Source organism: Pseudomonas sp. 7-41, from assembly GCF_021233075.1.
GTDB lineage: Bacteria > Pseudomonadota > Gammaproteobacteria > Pseudomonadales > Pseudomonadaceae > Aquipseudomonas > Aquipseudomonas veronii.
This window is the reverse complement of the sequence record NZ_CP089551.1, coordinates 1,296,035-1,317,497: the sequence shown is the minus strand read 5'-3', so window position 1 is coordinate 1,317,497 and position 21,463 is coordinate 1,296,035. Positions and strand designations below refer to the sequence as shown.

Here is a 21,463-nt window from a genome sequence, read left to right as displayed (position 1 = left end):
ATGCGCTAAATCTCTGACTGTTGCGATTTGGGCAACAGTCATTATCTTGTTACACTCTGTATCGCAGCGCTCGCCTGCGTTAATTTGACGCATCGATGAGCGCGACGGCAAAGACAGCTGACCCGCTTACCCGAATTTCCCTCGACTTTTTTCCAGGGCTCTACACTGGGAATCTGTCTTAAAGCCGCTGACTTCAGCGGCTTTTTTTTTGCCGCAAAAAAGGCCAGGCACACCCCCACGACATTGGCCGTTTCCGTTTGACCAAAGGAGCTCCACCGGTGAAGAACTCGCTGACGTTCACCCCGTTATTCCTCGCGATTACAGCAACGATCGTCCCCCTCGCCCACGCAGCAGACACCACCCCCGCCGACGGTTTCGTCGAAGGCGCAAGCCTCAAGCTCAACGCCCGCAACTACTACATGAACCGCGACCGTCACGACATCCACACCGATGACAACAAAGAATGGGGCCAGGGCTTTCTCGGCATCTTCGAATCCGGCTACACCCAGGGCACCGTCGGTTTCGGCCTGGATGCCCACGCCATGCTCGGACTCAAGCTCGACGGCGGTGGCGGCACCGACGGTTCGAGCATCCTTCCATACGGCAACAGTCAAGGCAGCGGCAAGGCGCCGGGGTCGTTCTCCACCGCAGGCGGCACGTTGAAGATGCACGCGTTCGACACGGAACTGAAAGCCGGCGACCTGTTCCTCAACAACCCGGTGATCGCCGGCGGCATGACCCGCATGCTGCCCCAGACCTTTCGCGGCGTAAGCCTGACCAACCACAGCCTCGACGGCTGGATGATCGAAGGCGGCCAGGCCAGCTTCACCAAGCTCTACAACCAGAGCGGCCACCAGCGCATCGGCACCAGCTACGGCACACTGCCGGAACACACCGACAGCCAGCACCTGGACTGGGCCGGCGTGTCGTTCAGCGGCGTGCCGGGACTGACCAGCAACCTGTACGCCGCCGAACTCAAGGATGTGTGGCACCAGTACTACTACGACCTGGACTACACCTACGCGCTGAACGACCTGGTCAGCCTCAACCCCGGCCTGCACTACTACCACACCCAAGACAGCGGCCAGTCGTTGCTGGGTAACATCGACAACAACACCTACAGCCTGCATTTCACCGTAGTCGTGGGCAGCCACAGCGTCACCGCCGCGTACCAGCGGGTCAACGGCAACACACCGTTCGACTACATCACCCAGGGCGACAGCGTGTACCTGGACAACTCCCAGCAATACTCGGACTTCAACGGCCCCAACGAGCGGTCGTGGAAGCTCAAGTACGCCTACGACTTCATCGGCCTCGGCATGCCGGGCCTGACCACTGCCGTGTCCTACAGCAGCGGTAAGACCGACCTGAGCAAAGTCGATCCCACCAGCCGGGGCTACAGCGCCTGGTACAGCGCCGACGGCCAGGACGCCAAGCACTGGGAACGGGACATCGACGTGAAATACGTGGTACAGGGCGGCAAGGCCAAGGATCTGTCCCTGCGTCTGCAATGGGCGACCAACCGCGGCAGCAATGGCTACTCGGCGGTGGATCGGGATGTGGATGAATACCGGGTGATCGTCGACTATCCGATCAACGTGTTCTAAGTCGCCGCACTTTCTTTGCAACCAAACAATCAATTTTCATCGGGTAGAACTAAACTGCCAGTATCTTCACCGTTGAAGTCTGCCCGATGAGTCCACGCCCTTTTCGTACCCCATCTGAACGCACAGAATTATTGTTGATGCTAGGCAGCGGCTTCACCGTCGCATTGATTGTGATTATCGTCGCGGTGCTGTTGATCCGCGAACACGCCAGCACCCTGCAGGCGGCGAAACGCTCAACCACCAACATCACCCAACTGATCAACGCCGATGTGCTGCGTAACGTCGAGCTATACGACCTCGCGCTGCAAGGGTTGATCGCCGCCACGCAGCGCACGGATTTGTCCAAGGTATCTGGGGATATCCGGCATCTGGTGCAATTCGAGCTGTCGACGGCCGCGCTGTTCAAAGACCAAGTGCTGTTGCTGGACGCCAATGGCGCCGTCGTTGCTGACTCTTCGACGCTCAAGCCGACCTCGCGTAATTTGGCTGATCGCGATTACTTCCTCGTGCATAAAATCACCAACCAGAGCGACCTGTTCATCAGCCGGCCGTTCATGATTCAGTGCCATTGCGAGCAAGTCTGGCGCATCGCGTTCAGCCGCCGCGTCACCGGCGCCAACGGCGAGTTCCTCGGGGTCGCGGTGGCCACCATGCGCCTGGCGTACTTCGATCAGTTGTTCAACAGCCTGACCATCGGCAATAGCAGCTCGGTCAACCTGTTGAGCAGCCACGGCATTCTCCTGGCCCAGCAACCGCTGCTGGAGCGCGACATGATCAACAAGGACCTGAGTGATCGCCCCAACTTCAAGCGCATGCTGCGCGAAGGAAGCGGCAGCTTTCGGGCCATCTCGACCATCACCGGCAAGGAGCGCCTGTATACCTTCACCAATGTCGGCGAGCTGCCGCTGATTGTGGTCGTGGCGTTGTCCAGTGAGGACGTGTTCGCGCCATGGAAGCGCGCGGCGACGCTGACCGGCGGCGCCACCGGCATCCTGTGTATCGGCCTGTTATGGCTGACCTGGATGCTGCGCCGGGAACTGCGCCGCCGTTTTCGCGCGGAGAAAGTGCTGTCAGAACTGGCAGCCACCGACGCGCTCACCGGCCTGGCCAACCGGCGCATTCTGGACCAACGCCTGCGCCTGGAATGGGACCGCGCCCAGCGCTCCGCCGAACCGCTGACGCTGTTGATGATCGACGTCGACCACTTCAAGGCATTCAACGACCGTCATGGCCATCACGGCGGCGATGAGGCGTTGCGCAACGTCGCCCAGGTGATCGGCGGCAACATCCGTCGCCCGGCCGACCTGGCCGCACGTTATGGCGGTGAAGAGTTCGCCGTGGTGTTGCCGTCTACCGATATCAGGGGCGCATGGCTAATCGCCGAGCATATCCGCCGCGGCGTCGAGCACTTGCCACGGGTGGCAGGGGATGAACGGCCGATTACCGTGAGCATTGGCCTGAGTACGTGGGACAAGCGCAGTCGCATGTCCCTGGAGGACTTGCAGCTCAGTGCGGACCGCGCGCTGTATGAAGCCAAGCACAGTGGGCGCAATTGCATCGTGGAGGCAACGGCGCGATGACTGAGGCGAACAGGCCATTGTGGCTCGCTCGCCACGGAAAATAAAAAGGGCCACCCGAAGGCAGCCCTTAAAAACTAAAGAAAGAGAGTTGTTACTTACACCGCCGCAACGGGACGCATGTAAGAGATCGGTGCGGTGCTGGCATCTTCGAAGGTCACGACTTCCCAAGCATCTGTCTGCTCAATCAACTTGCGCAGCAGCTGGTTGTTAAGGGCGTGGCCCGACTTGAAGCCTTTGAACTCGCCTATCAGGCTATTGCCCAACAGGTAGAGGTCACCGATTGCATCGAGGATCTTGTGCTTCACGAATTCGTCTTCATAGCGAAGGCCGTCTTCGTTCAGTACACCATCCGCGTCGACCACAATGGCGTTTTCAACGCTGCCGCCGAGTGCGAGGTTGTGCTTGCGCAGGTACTCGATGTCACTCATGAAACCAAAGGTGCGGGCGCGGCTGACTTCTTTTACGAACGAAGTACTGGAAAAATCCACGCTTGCGCTTTGGGTGCGGTCGCGAAATACCGGGTGATCGAAATCGATCTCAAAGCTCACTTTAAAGCCTTCGAACGGGACGAAGGTGGCGCGCTTGTCGCCGTCTTCTACTGTCACTTCCCGCAGAATGCGAATGAACTTCTTGGCTGCGTCCTGTTCTTCCAGGCCGGCAGATTGAATCAAGAATACGAAGGGACCAGCGCTGCCATCCATGATGGGGACTTCGGACGCGGAGAGCTCGACGTAGGCGTTATCGATGCCCAGGCCAGCCATGGCCGAGAGCAAGTGCTCCACCGTGTCCACCTTGACGTCACCGTTGACCAATGTGGTCGACATCGTGGTTTCGCCGACGTTTTCCGCGCGAGCAGGAATCTGCACCACAGGGTCCAGGTCGGCACGAACAAACACGATGCCGGTGTCGACAGGTGCAGGTTTGAGGGTCAGGTATACCTTCTCCCCGGAGTGCAGACCTACACCTGTGGCACGAATAATATTCTTCAGGGTGCGTTGTTTAATCATGGCTTGGACCGCTTCAGCGCAAATTGCGAACTGGTATCAACAAAGGCTGGCGATAATAGCAGACCAGACCTTTGCTGAACACCAATCACCTTCATAGCCCTGATACATTCCATTAATCGGCCTGACGACGCAGGAATGCCGGGATGTCCAGGTAGTCCAGGTCATCTTGCGGATTCGGGCTACGGGACGCTGCAGCACCGGCCTGAGCCTGATTGCGCATCACGGTCGGACGGTCCAGATCACGGTAGTTCACCGACGGCAGTTCCTGGCGCGCAGGCGCTGGAGCGGCAGCCGCTTGGCTGGCGTGACTGTTGTGGCCGGTGTGAACGGTATTGTCGATGACCTTTACAGGCTTCTCGATTTTTGCGCCCAGGCCGGTCGCGACCACGGTCACATGCAGTTCGTCGCGCATGTCCGGATCGATCACGGTGCCGACTTTGACCATCGCGTGCTCGGAAGCGAAGGCTTCGATGATGCTACCCACGTCGGAGTACTCACCCAGGGACAGGTCAGGACCGGCGGTGATGTTCACCAGGATGCCGCGTGCGCCTTGCAGGTTCACGTCTTCGAGCAACGGGTTGCGGATGGCCGCTTCGGTGGCTTCACGCGCACGGTTCGGACCGCTGGCGCAGCCAGTGCCCATCATCGCCATGCCCATTTCGCTCATCACGGTACGCACGTCGGCGAAGTCGACGTTGATCATGCCCGGGCGCTTGATGATGTCGGAGATACCGCGAACGGCACCGGCCAGTACATCGTCAGCCTTGGCGAACGCGGACAGCAGGCTCGCGTCCTTGCCCAGGATGGTCAGCAGCTTCTCGTTGGGGATGGTGATCAACGAGTCGACGCTTTCAGACAGCAGACGGATACCTTCGTCGGCGATCTGCATGCGCTTGCGGCCTTCGAACGGGAACGGACGGGTCACGACGGCGACCGTCAGAATCCCCATTTCCTTGGCCACTTCGGCGATGATCGGCGCTGCACCGGTACCGGTACCGCCGCCCATGCCGGTGGTGATGAACACCATGTTGGTGCCTTGCAGCACTTCGGCGATACGCTCGCGGTCTTCCAGCGCGGCTTGACGGCCGACTTCCGGGTTGGCGCCGGCGCCGAGGCCCTTGGTCACGGCGGTGCCCAATTGCAGGATGGTCCGCGCGCCGATGCTCTTCAGCGCCTGGGCATCAGTGTTGGCGCAGATGAATTCAACGCCTTCAATGTTGCTCTTGACCATATGGTTGACAGCGTTGCCGCCGCCACCGCCGACACCGATCACTTTGATGACCGGGCTTGCGGGGATGTTGTCTACGAGTTCGAACATTTTCCCTCTCCTTTCGTATTCTCTAGTTTTTTCGCCTACTGCTTTTTTTTACGGTGTTGCGGTAAATCGTTAGAAATTGCCTTTGACCCAAGCCTGCAACCGTTCGAACAACGGCGCTTTCGCTTCGTCGTCGCCGCGGTAGCTGTCGCGGATGCTCGGGCCCGACAGGGAAATGCCGTCGGTCTGCTTTTGCAGCCCGTACAACAGCAAGCCCACACCGGTGGAATAAATCGGGTTGCGCACCACGTCGCCCAGGCCTTTGACGCCATGGGGCACGCCCAGGCGAACTGGCATGTGGAAGATCTCTTCGGCCAGTTCGACCGCGCCTTCCATCTTCGAGGTGCCACCGGTCAGCACGATGCCGGCCGGGATCAAATCTTCGTAGCCGCTGCGGCGCAGTTCCGCCTGGATCAGGGTGAACAGCTCGTCGTAGCGCGGCTCGACCACTTCGGCCAAGGCCTGGCGCGACAGCTCGCGCGGTGGACGGTCGCCCACGCTCGGCACCTTGATGGTTTCGCCGGCGCCGGCCAGTTTGGCCAGGGCGCAGGCATAGCGGATCTTGATCTCTTCGGCGTACTGCGTCGGTGTGCGCAACGCCATGGCGATGTCGTTGGTGACCTGGTCGCCGGCAATCGGGATCACGGCGGTGTGACGGATCGCACCCTCGGTGAAGATCGCGATGTCGGTGGTGCCGCCGCCGATGTCGACCAGGCACACGCCCAGTTCTTTTTCGTCGTCGGTCAGTACCGAGTAGGCCGAAGCCAGTTGCTCGAGAATGATGTCGTCGATTTCCAGGCCGCAGCGACGCACGCACTTTTCAATGTTCTGTGCGGCATTGACCGCGCAGGTCACCACGTGGACCTTGGCTTCCAGGCGCACGCCTGACATGCCCAGGGGCTCGCGCACGCCTTCCTGGTTGTCGATCACGTAGTCCTGCGGCAGGGTGTGCAGCACGCGCTGGTCCGCCGGGATCGCCACGGCCTGGGCGGCGTCGAGTACGCGCTCAAGGTCGGCCGCGCTGACTTCGCGGTCGCGGATCGCCACGATGCCGTGGGAGTTCAGGCTGCGGATGTGATTGCCCGCTACGCCGACGAACGCCGAGTGAATCCGGCAACCGGCCATCAGCTGCGCTTCTTCGATGGCGCGCTGGATCGATTGCACGGTGGACTCGATGTTCACCACCACGCCCTTCTTCAGGCCCCGGGACGGATGCGTGCCAATACCGACGATTTCGATCGTGCCGTCTTCCCCGACCTCGCCCACCAGCGCCACCACCTTGGAGGTGCCGATATCGAGACCGACGATCATTTTGCCGCTTTGCACGTTTGCCATGGGTCCTGCCTCTTCTTAATTCTTCGCGACAGCGGGTTGCGCTGCCGTGGGCGCAGCCGGTTCACGCCAGCCGACGGCAAGGCCGTTGGCGTAACGCAGGTCGACGCTCGCAATGTTCGTAATCTGTTCTTTCAAGGTCTTTTCATAGATGGCAATAAAGCGGCGCATCTTTTCCACCAAGCGGTCGCGTCCCAGCAACAACTCGATGCCCGGGCCGGAACTGCCTGCCCCGGTCGTCAAAAACCAGCTGCCCCGTTCACGCAATTCCAGGCGTGCAATGGAGAAGCCCAGCGGCCGCAGCATCTGGCTCAAGGCCTGGTACTGCTGCATCACTTGCTGCTGCGCCCGCTGCGGCCCGAACAGCTGCGGCAGGTGCTCGTAATTGGCCAGCTCACGCGGGGTGAACGCCTGGCCCTGGTTGTTCAACAGCGCCTCATCGCCCCAACGGGCCACGGGCAGTTGTTCTTCCAGGCGGATCGTCACCTGGTCCGGCCATACACGGCGGACTTCGGCGTGGGCGATCCACGGCATCTGCTCCAGCTCCCGGCGCATGCCGGCCAGGTCGATGGTGAAGAAGCTCGCCGCCAGGAACGGGCCGATGCGCTGCTGCACCGCTTGCTGGCTGATGTAGCTCAAGTCGCCCTGCACGCTGATCTTGGTGATCGGCCGGTCGGCATAAGGCAATAGACGCTGCGCGCCTTCGTAAGTGCCGAAGCCCAACACCACCAGCAACACCGGCCAGAACAGCGCCTTGAGGAAACCAAAGTTGGCTTTCGGCAGGCGCGCCGACATCGGCTCTTTAGCCACCATTCGGCTGGCACCCCGTGGCACCGGCTTGCGGCCGGGTGCGGGTGGGGGCTGATGACGAAGCGATGCGCCTTTCATGTCTTAGCCTCGCTGCCTTTCTTCACCGGCAACGCTGGCCGCCAGGATCGCCAGCACCAACTGCTGGAAATCCAGGCCGGCTGCGCGCGCGGCCATAGGGACCAGGCTGTGGTCGGTCATGCCCGGTGCGGTGTTGACTTCCAGGAACCAGAAATTCCCTTGGTCGTCCTGCATCACGTCTGCCCGCGCCCAACCGGCGATACCCAGCGCCTCACAGGCTTTCGCCGTGAGGTCCATCAATTCCTGTTCTTTGCTTGCGTCAAGGCCGCAGGGGATCCGGTACTGGGTATCGGAAGCCAGGTACTTGGCATCGTAATCGTAAAAAGTGTGGGGCGTGCCCAAGGCGATGGGCGGCAATACCTGGCCACGCAGGGTGGCGATGGTGTACTCGGGACCTTGAATCCACTGTTCCACCAACACTTGCGAATCGTAGGTACTTGCCGCTTTCCATGCGTCGATCAATTCGGCGGCCGAGTTCACTTTAGCCATGCCGATACTGGAGCCTTCATGGGCAGGTTTGACGATCAAAGGCAGGCCCAGTTCCTTGGCTGCAGAAATACAATCGTCTTCGCTGCACAGCACACTGTGACGTGGGGTAGGAATTCCCAGGCTGTGCCACACCTGCTTGGTGCGCAACTTGTCCATGGCCAGCGCCGAGGCGAGGATGCCGCTGCCGGTGTAAGGAATCCCGGCGCACTCCAGCAGGCCTTGCATGCTGCCGTCTTCACCACCACGGCCGTGCAGGATGATGAAGGCGCGGTCGATCTTCTCGGCCTGCAGGCGTGCGAGGAAGTCGTCACCCACGTCGATCCCGAACGCATTCACGCCCGCGCTTTGCAGCGCTTCGAGCACGGCGTTGCCGGACTTGAGCGACACTTCACGCTCAGCGCTCTTACCGCCGAACAGCACGGCCACGCGGCCGAAGTCGGCAGGGGCGATGGTGGAGAACAGGGAGGCGTAGTTCGTGGTCATTTCGACTTCCCCTGTTCAGCAGCAAGTGCTTTGTTTACGAACAAGGGGCTCGCCAGCAATTTAGGCGCAAGGCCGCCGATATCACCGGCACCCTGGCACAGCAGGATGTCGCCGGCGCGCAGCAGCGGCTTGACGATCGGCGCCAGGTCCACACCGCGCTCGATGTAGATCGGGTCCAATTGGCCGCGCTGACGGATGCTGTTGCACAGTTTGCGGCTGTCCGCCCCAGGGATCGGTTCTTCACCGGCCGGGTAGACTTCCATCAGCAGCAGCACGTTGGCATCGGCCAGTACATTGACGAAATCGTCATACAGGTCGCGGGTGCGGCTGTAGCGGTGCGGCTGGTAGACCATCACCAGGCGACGCTCCGGCCAACCACCGCGCACGGCCTTGATCACGGCGGCGACTTCGGTCGGGTGGTGACCGTAGTCGTCCACCAGCATCACTTCGCCACCTTCCACCGGCAGTTGCCCGTAGACCTGGAAGCGCCGGCCCACGCCGGCAAAGCCCGACAGGCCCTCGACAATGGCTTCATCGCTGACGCCTTCATCGGAGGCAATGCAGATGGTCGCCAGGGAATTGAGCACGTTGTGGTTGCCCGGCATGTTCACCGACACGTCCAGCGGTTCGCGGTCCGGGCGCAGCACGGTGAAGAACGTCTGCATGCCTTGCTGGCGCACATTGATCGCACGCACGTCGGCGTCTTCGCTGAAGCCGTAGGTCACGGTCGGACGCTTGACCAGCGGCAGGATCTCGCGCACCACCGGGTCATCCAGGCACACCACTGCCAAACCGTAGAACGGCAGGTTATGCAGGAACTCGACGAAGGTTTTCTTCAACTTGTTGAAGTCACCGTCGTAGGTCGCCATGTGGTCGGCGTCGATGTTGGTGACCACGGCCACCAGCGGTTGCAGGTGCAGGAAGCTGGCATCGCTTTCGTCGGCTTCGGCGATCAGGTAGCGGCTGGTGCCCAGTTGTGCATTGGTGCCAGCTGCATTCAGGCGGCCACCGATCACAAAGGTCGGGTCCAGGCCACCGGCGGCGAACACCGAGGCGATCAGGCTGGTGGTGGTGGTCTTGCCGTGGGTACCGGCGACGGCAATGCCGTGGCGGTAGCGCATCAGCTCGGCCAGCATCTCGGCGCGGGGCACCACGGGAATGCGGCGCTCAAGGGCGCTGGCAACTTCCGGGTTGGAGGTGTTCACGGCGCTGGACACCACCAGCACGTCGGCCTCGACGGCGTTCTCGGCGCGGTGGCCGATGAAGATTTTCGCGCCGAAGGACTTCAGGCGCTCGGTGACCGGCGACTCTTTCAAGTCGGAGCCGGACACCTGGTAGCCCAGGTTCAGCAATACTTCGGCAATGCCACACATGCCCACGCCGCCGATCCCGACGAAGTGGATACGACGGATGCGGCGCATTTCCGGTTGCGGCATGGCTTTCTGATTCTCAACCATGGGCCACCTCCAGGCAGATATCGACCACGGTGCGGGTTGCGTCAGGTTTGGCCAGGCGGCGTGCGGTGCTCGCCATGCTGTTGAGTCGTTCCGGTTGCATCAAAACCTCGGTCAGGCGTGCGGCCAAATCGGCGGCGCCAGTCGTTCTTTGCGGCAGTAGGAAGGCAGCGCCCTCCCCGGCCAAATATTCGGCGTTGCGGGTCTGGTGATCGTCGATCGCATGGGGCAAAGGCACCAGCAAGGACGGCAGACCGGCGGCGGCCAGTTCACTGACGGTCAGCGCACCAGCGCGACAGACCACCAGGTCGGCCCAGCCATAGGCTTGGGCCATGTCTTTGATGAAGGGCTGCACATCAGCCTCGACACCGGCCTCTCGATAACGCGTGGCGGTGACTTCATCGTGGTTCTTGCCGGCCTGGTGAAAGACCTGCGGGCGCACGTCCACAGGCAGTTGCGCCAGTGCCTGCGGCAGCAATTTATTCAGCGGCTCGGCGCCCAGGCTCCCGCCCAGGATCAGCAGGTGCGCCTTGCGCCCGGCCAAGGGCTGCCGGGCAATGTCCATAAACAGCTCAGTGCGTACCGGGTTGCCGGTGGTGCGGCGTTTGTCCGAGGCGCCGAAGGTATTCGGGAACGCTTCGCACACCCGCGCCGCCAGCGGCACCAGCAAGCGGTTGGCGGTGCCGGCGACAGCGTTCTGCTCATGCACGATCACCGGCACGCCCGCGAGCCTGGCCGCGACGCCGCCGGGGCCGGTCACGTAACCGCCGAAACCGAGCACACACACCGGCTGCAATTCACGGATGACCTTGCGCGCCTGCCACACCGCCTTGAGCAACACGAACGGTGCCTTGAGCAGCGACAGCTTGCCCTTGCCGCGCAGGCCCGTGACGTTGATCAAATGCAGCGGCAAGCCGGCGCTCGGCACCAGTTCGTTTTCGATACCACGCGGCGTTCCCAGCCAATGCACGCTGTAGCCACGGCTCTGGAATTCGCGCGCACAGGCCAGGGCCGGGAACACATGGCCCCCGGTGCCGCCTGCCATGATCAGCACGTTAGCGCCCATGGGTCGGCTCCTCGGCGAAGTCGCTTTCGCTGAACTCCATCTCTTCGCTGCCCAGGTGGGTTCGACTCTCCCACTCGATGCGCAGCAACAAGCCAAGACAGGCACAGCAGATCACCAGCGAACTGCCGCCGTAACTGAGGAACGGCAAGGTCAGGCCCTTGGTCGGCAGCAGGCCGACGTTCACGCCGATATTGATCAGGAACTGGCCGATCCACAGGAACGACAAGCCATACGCCACATACGCAGCGAAATACTGTTTGGCCTTCTCGGCCCACAAGCCGATGTACATGCCGCGCACACACACGAACACGAACAATGCGACGGTACACAGCGAACCGACCACGCCCAGCTCTTCGGCGAGCACCGAGAACACGAAGTCGGTGTGCGCTTCCGGCAGGTAGAATTGTTTCTGCACGCTGTTGCCCAGGCCCACGCCCAGCCACTCGCCGCGACCGAAGGCGATCAGCGCCTGGGTCAACTGATAGCCGGAGCCGAACTGGTCGGACCACGGGTCGGTAAAGGTGATCAGACGGGCCATCCGATAAGGTTGCGCCTGCACCAGCACGGTCACGGCAGCCACCGCCAGCACCACCATCAAGGTGAAGCGGAACAGCCCGACCCCGCCGAGGAACAGCATCGCCGCAGCGGCGCCCATCATCACGACGGTGGCCCCGAAGTCGGGTTCCATCAGCAACAGGCCGGCCATGGGCAGCAGCACGATGAACGGCTTGAAGAAGCCCATCCAGCTTTCACGCACTTCTTTCTGACGCCGCACCAGGTAGCCGGCGAGGTAGATCACCACGAACACCTTGGCAATTTCCGACGGCTGCACGTTGAACGCACCGAAGCCGATCCAGCGCATCGAACCGTTCACCTCGCGGCCGATGCCGGGCAGGATCACCATGATCAGCAAGCCAAACGCACCGATCAGCATCAGCCAGCCCAGACGCTGCCAGGTGGCGATGGGGATCATCATGGTGACGATGCACGCGCCGAGGCCGATCACTAGGTACACCAAATGACGGATCATCATGTACAGGGTGTTGCCCGACTGCACGGCCGCCACTTCGGAGGACGCCGACGTGATCATCACCAACCCAAGGCCCAGCAAAGCCAGGCAACCGGCGAGCATCGGGAAGTCGAGGTCGATGCCGCGTCCGGTAATGATCGGCGACGGGTACGGCTTGATGATGTTACGGAAGTTGAGATTCATGCCAAGGCCTCCACGGCGCGGGCGAACAGCTGGCCGCGCTCTTCGTAGTTCTTGAACATGTCGAAACTGGCGCACGCCGGCGACAGCAGCACCGCATCACCCGGCTGGGCCAGGGCTTTGCACTGGGCAATCGCGTCGTCGAGGGAGCTGGCACGCACTTGCGGCACCGCATCACCGAGGGCGGCAGCGATCAAGTCGGCATCGCGGCCGATCAGCACCACGGTGCGGCAATGGGCGGCCACCGGCCCCTTGAGGTCCTTGAAGTCGGCGCCTTTGCCGTCGCCACCGGCGATCAGCAACAGCTTGCCGTCGATATCGGCACCCAGGCCTTCGATGGCGGCCAGGGCCGCACCGACGTTGGTGGCCTTGGAGTCGTTGTAATAGCTGACGCCATTCAGGTCGCGGACCCACTGGCAGCGATGCTCGAGGCCGCCGAAGGTGCGCAGGCTCGCGAGCATGGCGTCGAACGGCAAGCCCACGGCATGCCCCAGCGCCAAGGCCGCCAGGGCATTGGATTGGTTGTGGGCGCCACGGATTTTCAGCTCGCGCACCGGCATCAGGTTCTGGAATTCGAAGGCCAGGTATTTCTCGCCGTTCTCTTCACGGATACCGAAGGCCTTGAAGTCGGGTTTGCCCAGGCCGAAGGTCCAGCACGGCAGGCCCTCGCCCATCAGCGGACGGCTCAGGGCATCCTGGCGGTTGACCACCACTTGTTTGGCGCCGCGGAAGATCCGATGCTTGGCCAGGTGATAGGCCGGCAGGCCGCTGTAGCGGTCCATGTGGTCTTCGCTGACGTTCAATACGGTGGCCACTTCAGCGCCCAGGTCGTGGGTGGTTTCCAGCTGGAAGCTCGACAGTTCCATCACGTACAGCTCGACGTCGTCGCTGAGCAGGTCCAGCGCCGGGGTGCCGAGGTTGCCGCCCACGGCCACGCGCTTGCCGGCCGCAGCCGCCATCTCGCCGACCAGGGTGGTCACGGTGCTTTTCGCGTTGGAACCGCTGATCGCGATGATCGGCGCCTTCGCGTTACGCGCGAACAGGTCGATATCGCCGGACAGCTTCACGCCACGCGCCGCCGCGGCTTGCAGGGCCGGTGTCGCCAGGGCCAGGCCAGGGCTCACGTAGAGCTCGTCGGCACGGCACAGAAACTCGACATCCAACTCGCCACAACGCACTTCCACGTGCGGGTAGTCACGGCGCAGCGTGACCAGCTCCGGTGGATTTTCCCGCGTATCGGCGACGGCAAACGACGTGCCCTGGTTCGCCAGGAAGCGAACCAGGGACATGCCGCTCTTGCCGAGGCCGACAACGATGCGGAAGTGGTCTGAAGCGATCAGGGACACTCGTTTCTACCTCAGTTTCAGGGTGGCAAGGCCGACCAGCACGAGAATCACGGTGATGATCCAGAATCGGACGATCACACGCGGCTCAGGCCAGCCCTTGAGTTCAAAGTGGTGGTGGATCGGCGCCATGCGGAACACGCGGCGCCCAGTCAATTTGAAGGAAGCCACCTGGATGACCACCGACAGGGTTTCCATCACGAACACACCGCCCATGATGAACAGCACGATTTCCTGGCGAACGATCACCGCGATGGTGCCCAGGGCCGCGCCCAGCGCCAGTGCGCCGACATCGCCCATGAACACTTGCGCGGGATAGGTGTTGAACCACAGGAAGCCCAGCCCGGCACCGATCAGCGCGCCGCAGAACACGATCAGTTCACCGGCGCCCGGCACATACGGGATCAGCAGGTATTCAGCGAATTTCACGTTACCCGACAGGTAGCAGAAGATGCCCAATGCGCCGCCCACCATCACCGTCGGCATGATCGCCAGGCCGTCGAGGCCGTCGGTCAGGTTCACCGCGTTGCTGGAGCCGACGATGACGAAGTAGGTCAGCACCACGAAGCCGATGCCCAGCGGAATGCTCGCATCCTTGAGCATCGGGATGATCAAGGTGGTCTCGACCGCGCTTGGAGCCGTCATGTAGAGGAAGATCGCGGCGGCCAGGCCGAACACCGACTGCCAGAAATACTTCCAGCGGCTTGGCAGCCCCTTGGAGTTTTTCTCGATCACTTTGCGATAGTCATCGACCCAGCCGATGGCGCCGAACAACAAGGTCACCAGCAGCACCACCCAAACGTAGCGGTTGTACAGGTCGGCCCAGAGCAAGGTGCTGATGCCGATGGACGACAGAATCAGCGCGCCGCCCATGGTCGGGGTGCCGGATTTGGACAGGTGCGACTGCGGGCCGTCATTGCGAACCGATTGACCAATTTGCAGGTTCTGCAGGGTGCGGATCATCCACGGCCCCAGGAACAGCGACAGAGACAGCGCGGTCAGCACGCCCAGAATCCCGCGCAGGGTCAGGTACTGGAAGACCGCGAAGCCTTTGTGGAACTGTTGCAGATACTCAGCCAGCAGCAGCAGCATTAATGTTTCTCCGTACTTGAGCCACACAAGGCCACGACGACGTTTTCCATCACCGCGCTGCGCGATCCCTTGATCAAAATGGTTGTGTGTTTGTCTTGTTCGCCCGCACGCAGCGCCTGGATCAACTCGGCCTGGGTGGCGAAATGCCGCGCACCGGGGCCGAAGGCATTGACGGCATGAGCCATGTTCGGGCCGACGGCGTAGAGCGCGTCGACTTTGCCGCTGGCGTAAGCGCCGACTTCCCGATGGGACTGTTCGGCCCAATCGCCCAGTTCGGCGATATCGCCCAGCACCAGCACCTTGCGCCCGTCGAAACCCTTGAGCAGGTCGATGGCGGCGCAGACCGAGGACTGGTTGGCGTTGTAAGTGTCATCGATCACGCGCATGCCATTGCTGGCCAATTGCGCGACGGTACGGCCCTTGACCGGTTGCACCGCGCCCAGGCCGGTGGCGATGCCGAACAGAGACACGCCCAGGGCGTAAGCCGCAGCCGCGGCCGCCAAGGCATTGGCGATGTTATGGTTGCCCAGCAGGTTCAACTGCACATGCTGCTCGCCTTGCGGCGAATGCAAGGTAAAGGACGGGCAACCACGGGCGTCGACCGCGATGTTCGACGCGTGGAAATCGGCCGCAGCATTCAGCACGGCGAACGTCAGCACCTTGCGACCGGCGGCGCGTACACGCCAGGTCTCGAAGGCCTTGTCGTCAAGATTCAACACAGCTATGCCCGAGGCATCGAGGCCTTCGAGGATTTCGCCCTTGGCTTCGACGATTTTTTCCGGGCCGCCGAACTCGCCGACGTGGGCAGTCCCGGCGTTGTTGATAATTGCCACGTGAGGCTTGGTCAGCGCCACGGTGTAGGCAATTTCGCCAATACGCGAAGCGCCCAACTCGATCACGGCCGCCGTGTGTTCCGGGGCCAGTTCGAGCAGGGTCAGCGGTGCGCCGAAATCGTTGTTCAGGTTGCCACGGGTGGCCAGCACCGGCCCGCGCGTGCGCAGGACACCGGCGAGCAGTTCCTTGACCGTGGTCTTGCCGCTGGAGCCGGTGATCGCGGCCACCGGCTTGGTGAACGCCGCACGGTTCAGCGCACCCAGTTGGCCCAAGGCCAGGCGCGTGTCGGCCACCAGCAATTGCGGCAGGGTGGAGTCCGCCACTTCGCGTTGCACCAGGGCACCGACCGCGCCTTTGGCGGCGACTTCATTCAGGTAGTCATGGCCGTCGAAACGCGGACCGGCCAGGGCAACAAACAGTTGACCCGGCTTGATCACACGGCTATCGATACTGACGCCATTGAAACTGCAATCACCCGACAGCATGCGCGCCGAGAGGGCCTGGGTCAGCTCGCTGAATTTCATCGCTTTAAGCATGGGCGACCTCCCAGGCGGTCAAGGCATGATCGGCCTCGACCAGATCGGAGAAAGCGTGGCGCTCGCCGTTGATTTCCTGGTAGTCCTCGTGACCTTTACCAGCCAGTACCACGACATCGTCGACGCTGGCGCTGGCGATCAATTGGGCAATGGCCGCACCGCGACCGGCAATGAAACTGGCTTTGGATGGGTCTTTGAAGCCGACGCGGATGTCGTCGAAAATCTGGCTCGGGTCTTCGCTGCGCGGGTTGTCGTCGGTGACCAGCACGCCATCGGCCAGACGCTCGACAATCTCGGCCATCAATGGACGCTTGCCGCGATCGCGATCACCGCCACAGCCGAACAGGCACAGCAACTTGCCCTTGGCGTGTGGGCGCAGGGCCAGCAGGACTTTTTCCAGTGCGTCCGGGGTGTGGGCGTAATCGACCACCACCAGCGGCTGCGAACCGCCGCCCAGACGTTGCATGCGGCCGGCCGGGCCTTCCAGCTTCGGCAGCACGCGCAGGATTTCATCGAGCGCGTAATCCAGGCCGAGTAGCGCACCGATCGCCGCGAGGACGTTGCTCAGGTTGAAACGCCCCAGCAAGGTGCTGCGCAAATGGTGCTCGCCCTGCGGCGTCACCAACGTGGCGCGCACGCCCTCGTCATTGAATTGGGCTTCGCGGCAATACAGATAGGCGCGGGAGTCTTCCAGGCTGTAGCTGATCAGGCGCGCTTCGCTGTCTTGGGCAGCCAGCTCGCGGCCGAACGCGTCATCCAGGTTCACCACGCGGCACTTCAGGTCGTTCCAGGCAAACAGCTTGGCCTTCTCGGCGGCGTAGGCTTGCATGGTGCCGTGGTAGTCCAGGTGATCGCGGGACAGGTTGGTCATCACCGCCACATCGAAAGCCAGCGCAGCAACGCGGCCCTGGTGCAAACCGTGGGACGACACTTCCATGGCAACCGCCTTGGCACCGGCCTTTTTCAGGTCGGCCAGGGTCGCTTGCACGGCGATCGGGTTCGGCGTGGTGTGCAGGCCGCTTTGCAGCGCGCCATAGAAACCGGTGCCCAGGGTGCCGACGATGCCGCAGTGCTGGCCCAACAGGTCAAGCGCCTGGGCGACCAGTTGGGTCACGCTGGTCTTGCCGTTGGTGCCGGTCACGCCAATCAGGTTCAGGTGGCGGCTCGGATCGCCGTAGAAACGCCCGGCGATGTCCGACAGTTGCGCGGCCAGGCCCTTGACGGGAATCAACGGCACGTCGGTGATCGGCAGCACGGTGGCACCGTCCACTTCATACGCCACGGCGGCGGCGCCGCGTTGCAGGGCATCGGCGATGTGCGCGCGGCCATCGTATTTACCGCCAGGCACCGCCAGAAACAGGTCCCCGGCGCGTACATTACGACTGTCCAGCGTCAGCTCGCGGATCAGCAGATCGCGACCGGCATGGGCAAAAATCTTGTTCAGGCTAAGAGACATCAGCCGCGCCCTCCATTGGCTTTTACCGCGGCGGCCGGTGGTCCGGCGTTCGCTTGTTGGGTCGGCGGCAGGTTGTCCGGCGTGATGTTCATCAGGCGCAGGGTGCCGGACATCACTTTGCTGAACACCGGCGCCGACACCAGGCCACCGAAGTAGCCCGCTTTACTCGGTTCATCGATCACGACGACGATGGCATAGCGCGGGTCGCTCATCGGGCCGAAACCGGCGAACAGCGAGCGATAGGAGTTCTCGGCATAGCCTTTGGTGCCGACCGAGGTCTTACGCGCAGTACCCGACTTGCCGGCCACGTGATACGCCGGCACCTGGGCGCGGAATACGCCACGCGGTGCTTCGATCACTTGTTGCAGCATGCCTTGCATGGTCTTGGCGACGTTTTCCGGAATCACCTGGGTCGCTTTCGGCGCTTCGTCGACGTGGATCAGGCTCAAAGGAACCATCCGACCGTTATTGGCCAATACAGAGAAAGCGTGGGCCAGCTGGATCGCGGTCACCGACAGGCCATAGCCGTAGGACAGCGTGGCGGTCTCGGCTTTTTTCCAGTCGCGGTAGTTCGGCAGGTTGCCCACGCGCTCACCCGGGAAGTCCAGGCCGGTGGGTTGGCCAAGGCCGATCTTTTGCGCCAGGTGGTAGATGGTTTCGCCGCCGATATCGAAGGCGACCTTACTCATGCCCACGTTACTGGAGTTGATCAGAATACCTGTCAGATCCAACACCGGGCCTTCGGTACGCGACACGTCACGAATGGTGTATTTGCCCAACTGCAGGGTGCCGGGGTAGACCTCGACCTTGTCGCTGGGCTTCCAGCGCCCGGTTTCCAGGGCGGCACTCATGGAGATGGCTTTCATGGTCGAACCCGGCTCGAACACGTCGATCATCGCGCGGTTGCGCATCATCGCCGGTTGCAGGTTGCGACGGTTGTTCGGGTTGTAGGTCGGCTGGTTGACCATGGCGAGGATCTCGCCGGTCTTCACGTCCATGATCACCAGGCTGCCGGCCTTCGCGCCGTTCTCGATGATCGCGTTACGCAGCTCGCGGTTGGCCAGGTATTGCAGGCGCAGGTCAATCGACAACGCCAAGGGCTTGCCGGCCTTGGCGTTTTTGGTGACTTGGACGTCTTTGATCAGTCTGCCGCGCCGATCCTTGATGACCTGTCGCTTGCCGGGCACGCCGGCCAGCCATTCATCGTAGGCCAGCTCAACCCCTTCGCGACCATGGTCGTCAATGTCGGTAAAGCCAACCATGTGCGCGGTGGTTTCACCGGCCGGGTAGAAACGGCGGAATTCCTCGATGCCGTAGACACCGGGGACCTTGAGGTCGAGCACTTGCTGGCCCTGTTCGGGGGTGAGGCCGCGAACCAGGTAGATGAATTCTTTATTGGCCTGGGCTTCCAGGCGCTCGGCCAGGGCTTTCGGGTCCTGACCCAACGCGGCAGCCAGTTGTGGCCACTTGTCCTTGGCTACCTGCAATTCCTTGGCGTTGGCCCACAGCGTGGTCACCGGCGTACTGACGGCCAGGGGCTCGCCGTTACGGTCGGTGATCAGGCCGCGGTGTGCTGGAATCGGAATATGTCGCAGGCTACGAGCATCGCCCTGGCCGATCAGGAAGTCGCGGTCGACCACCTGCAGGTCGATGATCCGCCAGGCGATGGCGCCGACCATCAAGGCCAGCAAGCCGAGCATCAGGCGGAAGCGCCACGGGTAAAGTGCGCCTTCGAGTTTCATCATGGCGCCACCATTCGAACTTCGGCCGCGCCAGGGATGTGCATCTTCAACTGTTCGGTGGCCAGTATTTCGATGCGGCTGTGGGCGGTCCAGGTGCTTTGCTCGAGGATCAACCGGCCCCACTCCGCCTGCGCTTTATCACGCACACTCAATTCGCCGTACAGGGTATTGAGCAGTTGGCGGTTGTAATGGGCGCTGTAGGACACCGCAATCGCGGACACCAGCACGCCGATAAACAGCAGCAACATAAAGAAGCTGCCGCCCGGGAGGGGCTTGGCGAAGAGCCTGCTCACCGCAACTTCTCCGCGACGCGCATGACGGCGCTACGGGAGCGTGGGTTGGCCTTGAGTTCAGCTTCGGAAGCGAACTGCGCCTTGCCATGGATTTTGATTTTCGGCACGAAGGCTTCGAAACGCACCGGCAGGTTGCGTGGCAGGTTGTCGGATTCACCCTTGACCAGGCGACGCATGAACAGTTTGACGATGCGGTCTTCCAGGGAGTGGAAGCTGATCACCACCAGGCGCCCGCCCACTTCCAAGGCTTCCAGCGCGGCTTCGAGGCCGGCTTCCAGATCGCCCAACTCATTGTTGACGTGAATGCGCAGGCCCTGGAACGCACGGGTCGCCGGGTTCTTGCCCTTTTCCCAGGCAGGGTTGGCGACTTTCAGCACTTCCGCCAGGTCGGCGGTGCGCTCGAACGGCTGGATTTCGCGGCGCTCGACCACGGCGCGCGCCATGCGACCGGCGAAGCGTTCTTCGCCGTATTCCTTGAACACACGGGCGATTTCTTCCACCGGCGCGGTGGCGATGAACTGGGCGGCACTGACACCACGGGTGGGGTCCATACGCATATCCAGCGGGCCGTCGTTCATGAAACTGAAACCGCGCTCCGGGTCATCGAGCTGCGGCGAGGACACGCCCAGGTCGAGCAAAACCCCGGCCACCTTGCCTGCCATGCCGCGCTCGGCGACTTCGGCACCCAGCTCGGCAAAGCTGCGTTGTACAACGACAAAGCGGCCGTCTTCGGCCGCTAGCGCTTGCCCGGTGGCAATCGCCTGGGGGTCTTTGTCGAACCCGAGGAGTTTACCGTCGGGCCCGAGCTGGCTGAGTATCAACCGGCTGTGCCCGCCCCTGCCGAAGGTGCCATCCAGATAGCAGCCATCCGCGCGTACGGCGAGAGCCTCAACGGCTTCGTCAAGCAGTACGGTGATGTGGTTAAAGCCGCTATCAATAGTCACAAGATCAAATCACGCAGTTCATCAGGCATGGCGCCCGGTTGTTGAATAGCAGCCAGGTCAGCTGCAGAAACAGCATCCCAGGCATCTTCGTCCCACAATTGGAACTTGTTCAGTTGGCCCACCAGCATTGCGCGCTTGTCGAGCTTGGCGTACTCGCGCAGACGCGGAGGCACCAGGAAACGACCACTGCCATCGAGTTCGAGGTCGACGGCATTACCGATCAGCAAACGCTGCAGACGGCGGTTTTCTTCACGCAATGAAGGCAAGGCACGCAGTTTGGTTTCAATCAACTCCCACTCATCGAGGGGGTAAACGCATAAACAAGGGTCAACGGCATCGATCGTGATGATTAACTGCCCGGAACTTCGCGAAATCAGCTCGTCACGATACCGGCTCGGCATAGCGAGACGGCCTTTTGCATCGAGACTGATAGCGTTAGCTCCGCGAAACACAGATGCGTTTCTCCAAATTTTAGCGCTTTACGTTAAAAAAACCCACTTTGTGCCACTTTCCGCCACTTGCGCACACTATAGGAATGCGCCCACCACACCGTCAAGGCGCGGATTCAAGGAAAAGCCTTACAGAACGGAGATTTAGGAGCGCAAGAGGAGGAGAAATCAGAGTTCAGCGGTATTTTTGGCTCAATAAGCACAAATAGCTCAAAGAGCTATGCTTCAAAGTTAAAGTAATTTATTAAGAGTAAGATTTTTTTGGTATTACCAAGATGCATCTGCCAATGATTTGGCAGGGAGGGATTCTTGCGTTACTACCGGGTTTCTGCACGAGATTCGG

The 21,463-nt window shown here is 61.8% G+C and carries 18 protein-coding genes; 2 read left to right on the top strand and 16 right to left on the bottom strand.

What is annotated here, in order from left to right:
- Positions 1–278: 278 nt before the first annotated feature.
- Complete coding sequence (locus LQ249_RS05860) at positions 279–1,607, top strand: OprD family porin (RefSeq protein WP_232566249.1); 1,329 nt, start codon at positions 279–281, stop codon at positions 1,605–1,607.
- 86 nt (positions 1,608–1,693) lie between these two features.
- The gene (locus LQ249_RS05855; protein ID WP_079442879.1) at positions 1,694–3,187 is read left to right on the top strand and encodes a sensor domain-containing diguanylate cyclase; all 1,494 of its coding nucleotides are present in this window, start codon (positions 1,694–1,696) and stop codon (positions 3,185–3,187) included.
- Positions 3,188–3,282: 95 nt separating this feature from the next.
- On the opposite strand, the gene lpxC is transcribed toward LQ249_RS05855, so the two are convergent.
- The 16 genes from lpxC to mraZ form a co-directional block, all read right to left on the bottom strand.
- Positions 3,283–4,194 (bottom strand): UDP-3-O-acyl-N-acetylglucosamine deacetylase, encoded by a 912-nt coding sequence (lpxC, locus tag LQ249_RS05850; RefSeq protein WP_003171886.1) that lies wholly within the window; start codon positions 4,192–4,194, stop codon positions 3,283–3,285.
- Between the two features lie 112 nt (positions 4,195–4,306).
- On the bottom strand, positions 4,307–5,512 hold the full coding sequence (gene ftsZ / locus LQ249_RS05845) for a cell division protein FtsZ (protein WP_017845922.1): 1,206 nt from the start codon (positions 5,510–5,512) through the stop codon (positions 4,307–4,309).
- Between the two features lie 69 nt (positions 5,513–5,581).
- Complete coding sequence (gene ftsA, locus LQ249_RS05840) at positions 5,582–6,844, bottom strand: cell division protein FtsA (protein ID WP_017845923.1); 1,263 nt, start codon at positions 6,842–6,844, stop codon at positions 5,582–5,584.
- A 15-nt stretch (positions 6,845–6,859) separates the two neighbouring features.
- Entirely contained in the window at positions 6,860–7,729 is an 870-nt protein-coding gene (locus LQ249_RS05835) for a cell division protein FtsQ/DivIB (protein ID WP_026139894.1), read from the bottom strand.
- A gap of 3 nt (positions 7,730–7,732) precedes the next feature.
- Positions 7,733–8,701 carry a D-alanine--D-alanine ligase gene (locus tag LQ249_RS05830; RefSeq protein WP_017845925.1) on the bottom strand — a complete coding sequence of 323 codons (969 nt, stop codon included), beginning with the start codon at positions 8,699–8,701 and terminating at the stop codon, positions 7,733–7,735.
- On the bottom strand, positions 8,698–10,158 hold the full coding sequence (murC, locus tag LQ249_RS05825) for a UDP-N-acetylmuramate--L-alanine ligase (protein WP_046384651.1): 1,461 nt from the start codon (positions 10,156–10,158) through the stop codon (positions 8,698–8,700). Before murC ends, LQ249_RS05830 begins: the two co-directional genes overlap by 4 nt.
- Complete coding sequence (murG, locus tag LQ249_RS05820) at positions 10,151–11,221, bottom strand: undecaprenyldiphospho-muramoylpentapeptide beta-N-acetylglucosaminyltransferase (RefSeq protein WP_046384652.1); 1,071 nt, start codon at positions 11,219–11,221, stop codon at positions 10,151–10,153. The genes murC and murG overlap by 8 nt, the downstream gene beginning before the upstream one ends.
- Positions 11,211–12,434 (bottom strand): putative lipid II flippase FtsW, encoded by a 1,224-nt coding sequence (ftsW, locus tag LQ249_RS05815; RefSeq protein WP_057004267.1) that lies wholly within the window; start codon positions 12,432–12,434, stop codon positions 11,211–11,213. Before ftsW ends, murG begins: the two co-directional genes overlap by 11 nt.
- Positions 12,431–13,777, bottom strand: coding sequence for a UDP-N-acetylmuramoyl-L-alanine--D-glutamate ligase (gene murD, locus LQ249_RS05810; RefSeq protein WP_177030174.1), 1,347 nt, complete (start codon positions 13,775–13,777; stop codon positions 12,431–12,433). Before murD ends, ftsW begins: the two co-directional genes overlap by 4 nt.
- 6 nt (positions 13,778–13,783) lie before the next feature.
- Positions 13,784–14,866: a phospho-N-acetylmuramoyl-pentapeptide-transferase gene (gene mraY / locus LQ249_RS05805; RefSeq protein WP_046384653.1), complete on the bottom strand. Its 1,083-nt coding sequence runs from the start codon at positions 14,864–14,866 to the stop codon at positions 13,784–13,786.
- Positions 14,866–16,236, bottom strand: a complete 1,371-nt coding sequence (locus tag LQ249_RS05800; protein WP_232566248.1) for a UDP-N-acetylmuramoyl-tripeptide--D-alanyl-D-alanine ligase — start codon at positions 16,234–16,236, stop codon at positions 14,866–14,868. The genes mraY and LQ249_RS05800 overlap by 1 nt, the downstream gene beginning before the upstream one ends.
- The gene (locus LQ249_RS05795) at positions 16,229–17,692 is read right to left on the bottom strand and encodes a UDP-N-acetylmuramoyl-L-alanyl-D-glutamate--2,6-diaminopimelate ligase (RefSeq protein ID WP_017845932.1); all 1,464 of its coding nucleotides are present in this window, start codon (positions 17,690–17,692) and stop codon (positions 16,229–16,231) included. Before LQ249_RS05795 ends, LQ249_RS05800 begins: the two co-directional genes overlap by 8 nt.
- Positions 17,692–19,434 (bottom strand): peptidoglycan D,D-transpeptidase FtsI family protein, encoded by a 1,743-nt coding sequence (locus LQ249_RS05790; RefSeq protein WP_164673122.1) that lies wholly within the window; start codon positions 19,432–19,434, stop codon positions 17,692–17,694. Before LQ249_RS05790 ends, LQ249_RS05795 begins: the two co-directional genes overlap by 1 nt.
- Positions 19,434–19,727: a cell division protein FtsL gene (gene ftsL / locus LQ249_RS05785; RefSeq protein WP_017845934.1), complete on the bottom strand. Its 294-nt coding sequence runs from the start codon at positions 19,725–19,727 to the stop codon at positions 19,434–19,436. The genes LQ249_RS05790 and ftsL overlap by 1 nt, the downstream gene beginning before the upstream one ends.
- A complete protein-coding gene (gene rsmH, locus LQ249_RS05780) occupies positions 19,724–20,671 on the bottom strand; it encodes a 16S rRNA (cytosine(1402)-N(4))-methyltransferase RsmH (protein WP_010213048.1) in 948 nt (315 codons plus the stop codon). The genes ftsL and rsmH overlap by 4 nt, the downstream gene beginning before the upstream one ends.
- Positions 20,668–21,123: a division/cell wall cluster transcriptional repressor MraZ gene (gene mraZ, locus LQ249_RS05775; protein ID WP_003171868.1), complete on the bottom strand. Its 456-nt coding sequence runs from the start codon at positions 21,121–21,123 to the stop codon at positions 20,668–20,670. The genes rsmH and mraZ overlap by 4 nt, the downstream gene beginning before the upstream one ends.
- Positions 21,124–21,463 lie beyond the last annotated feature (340 nt).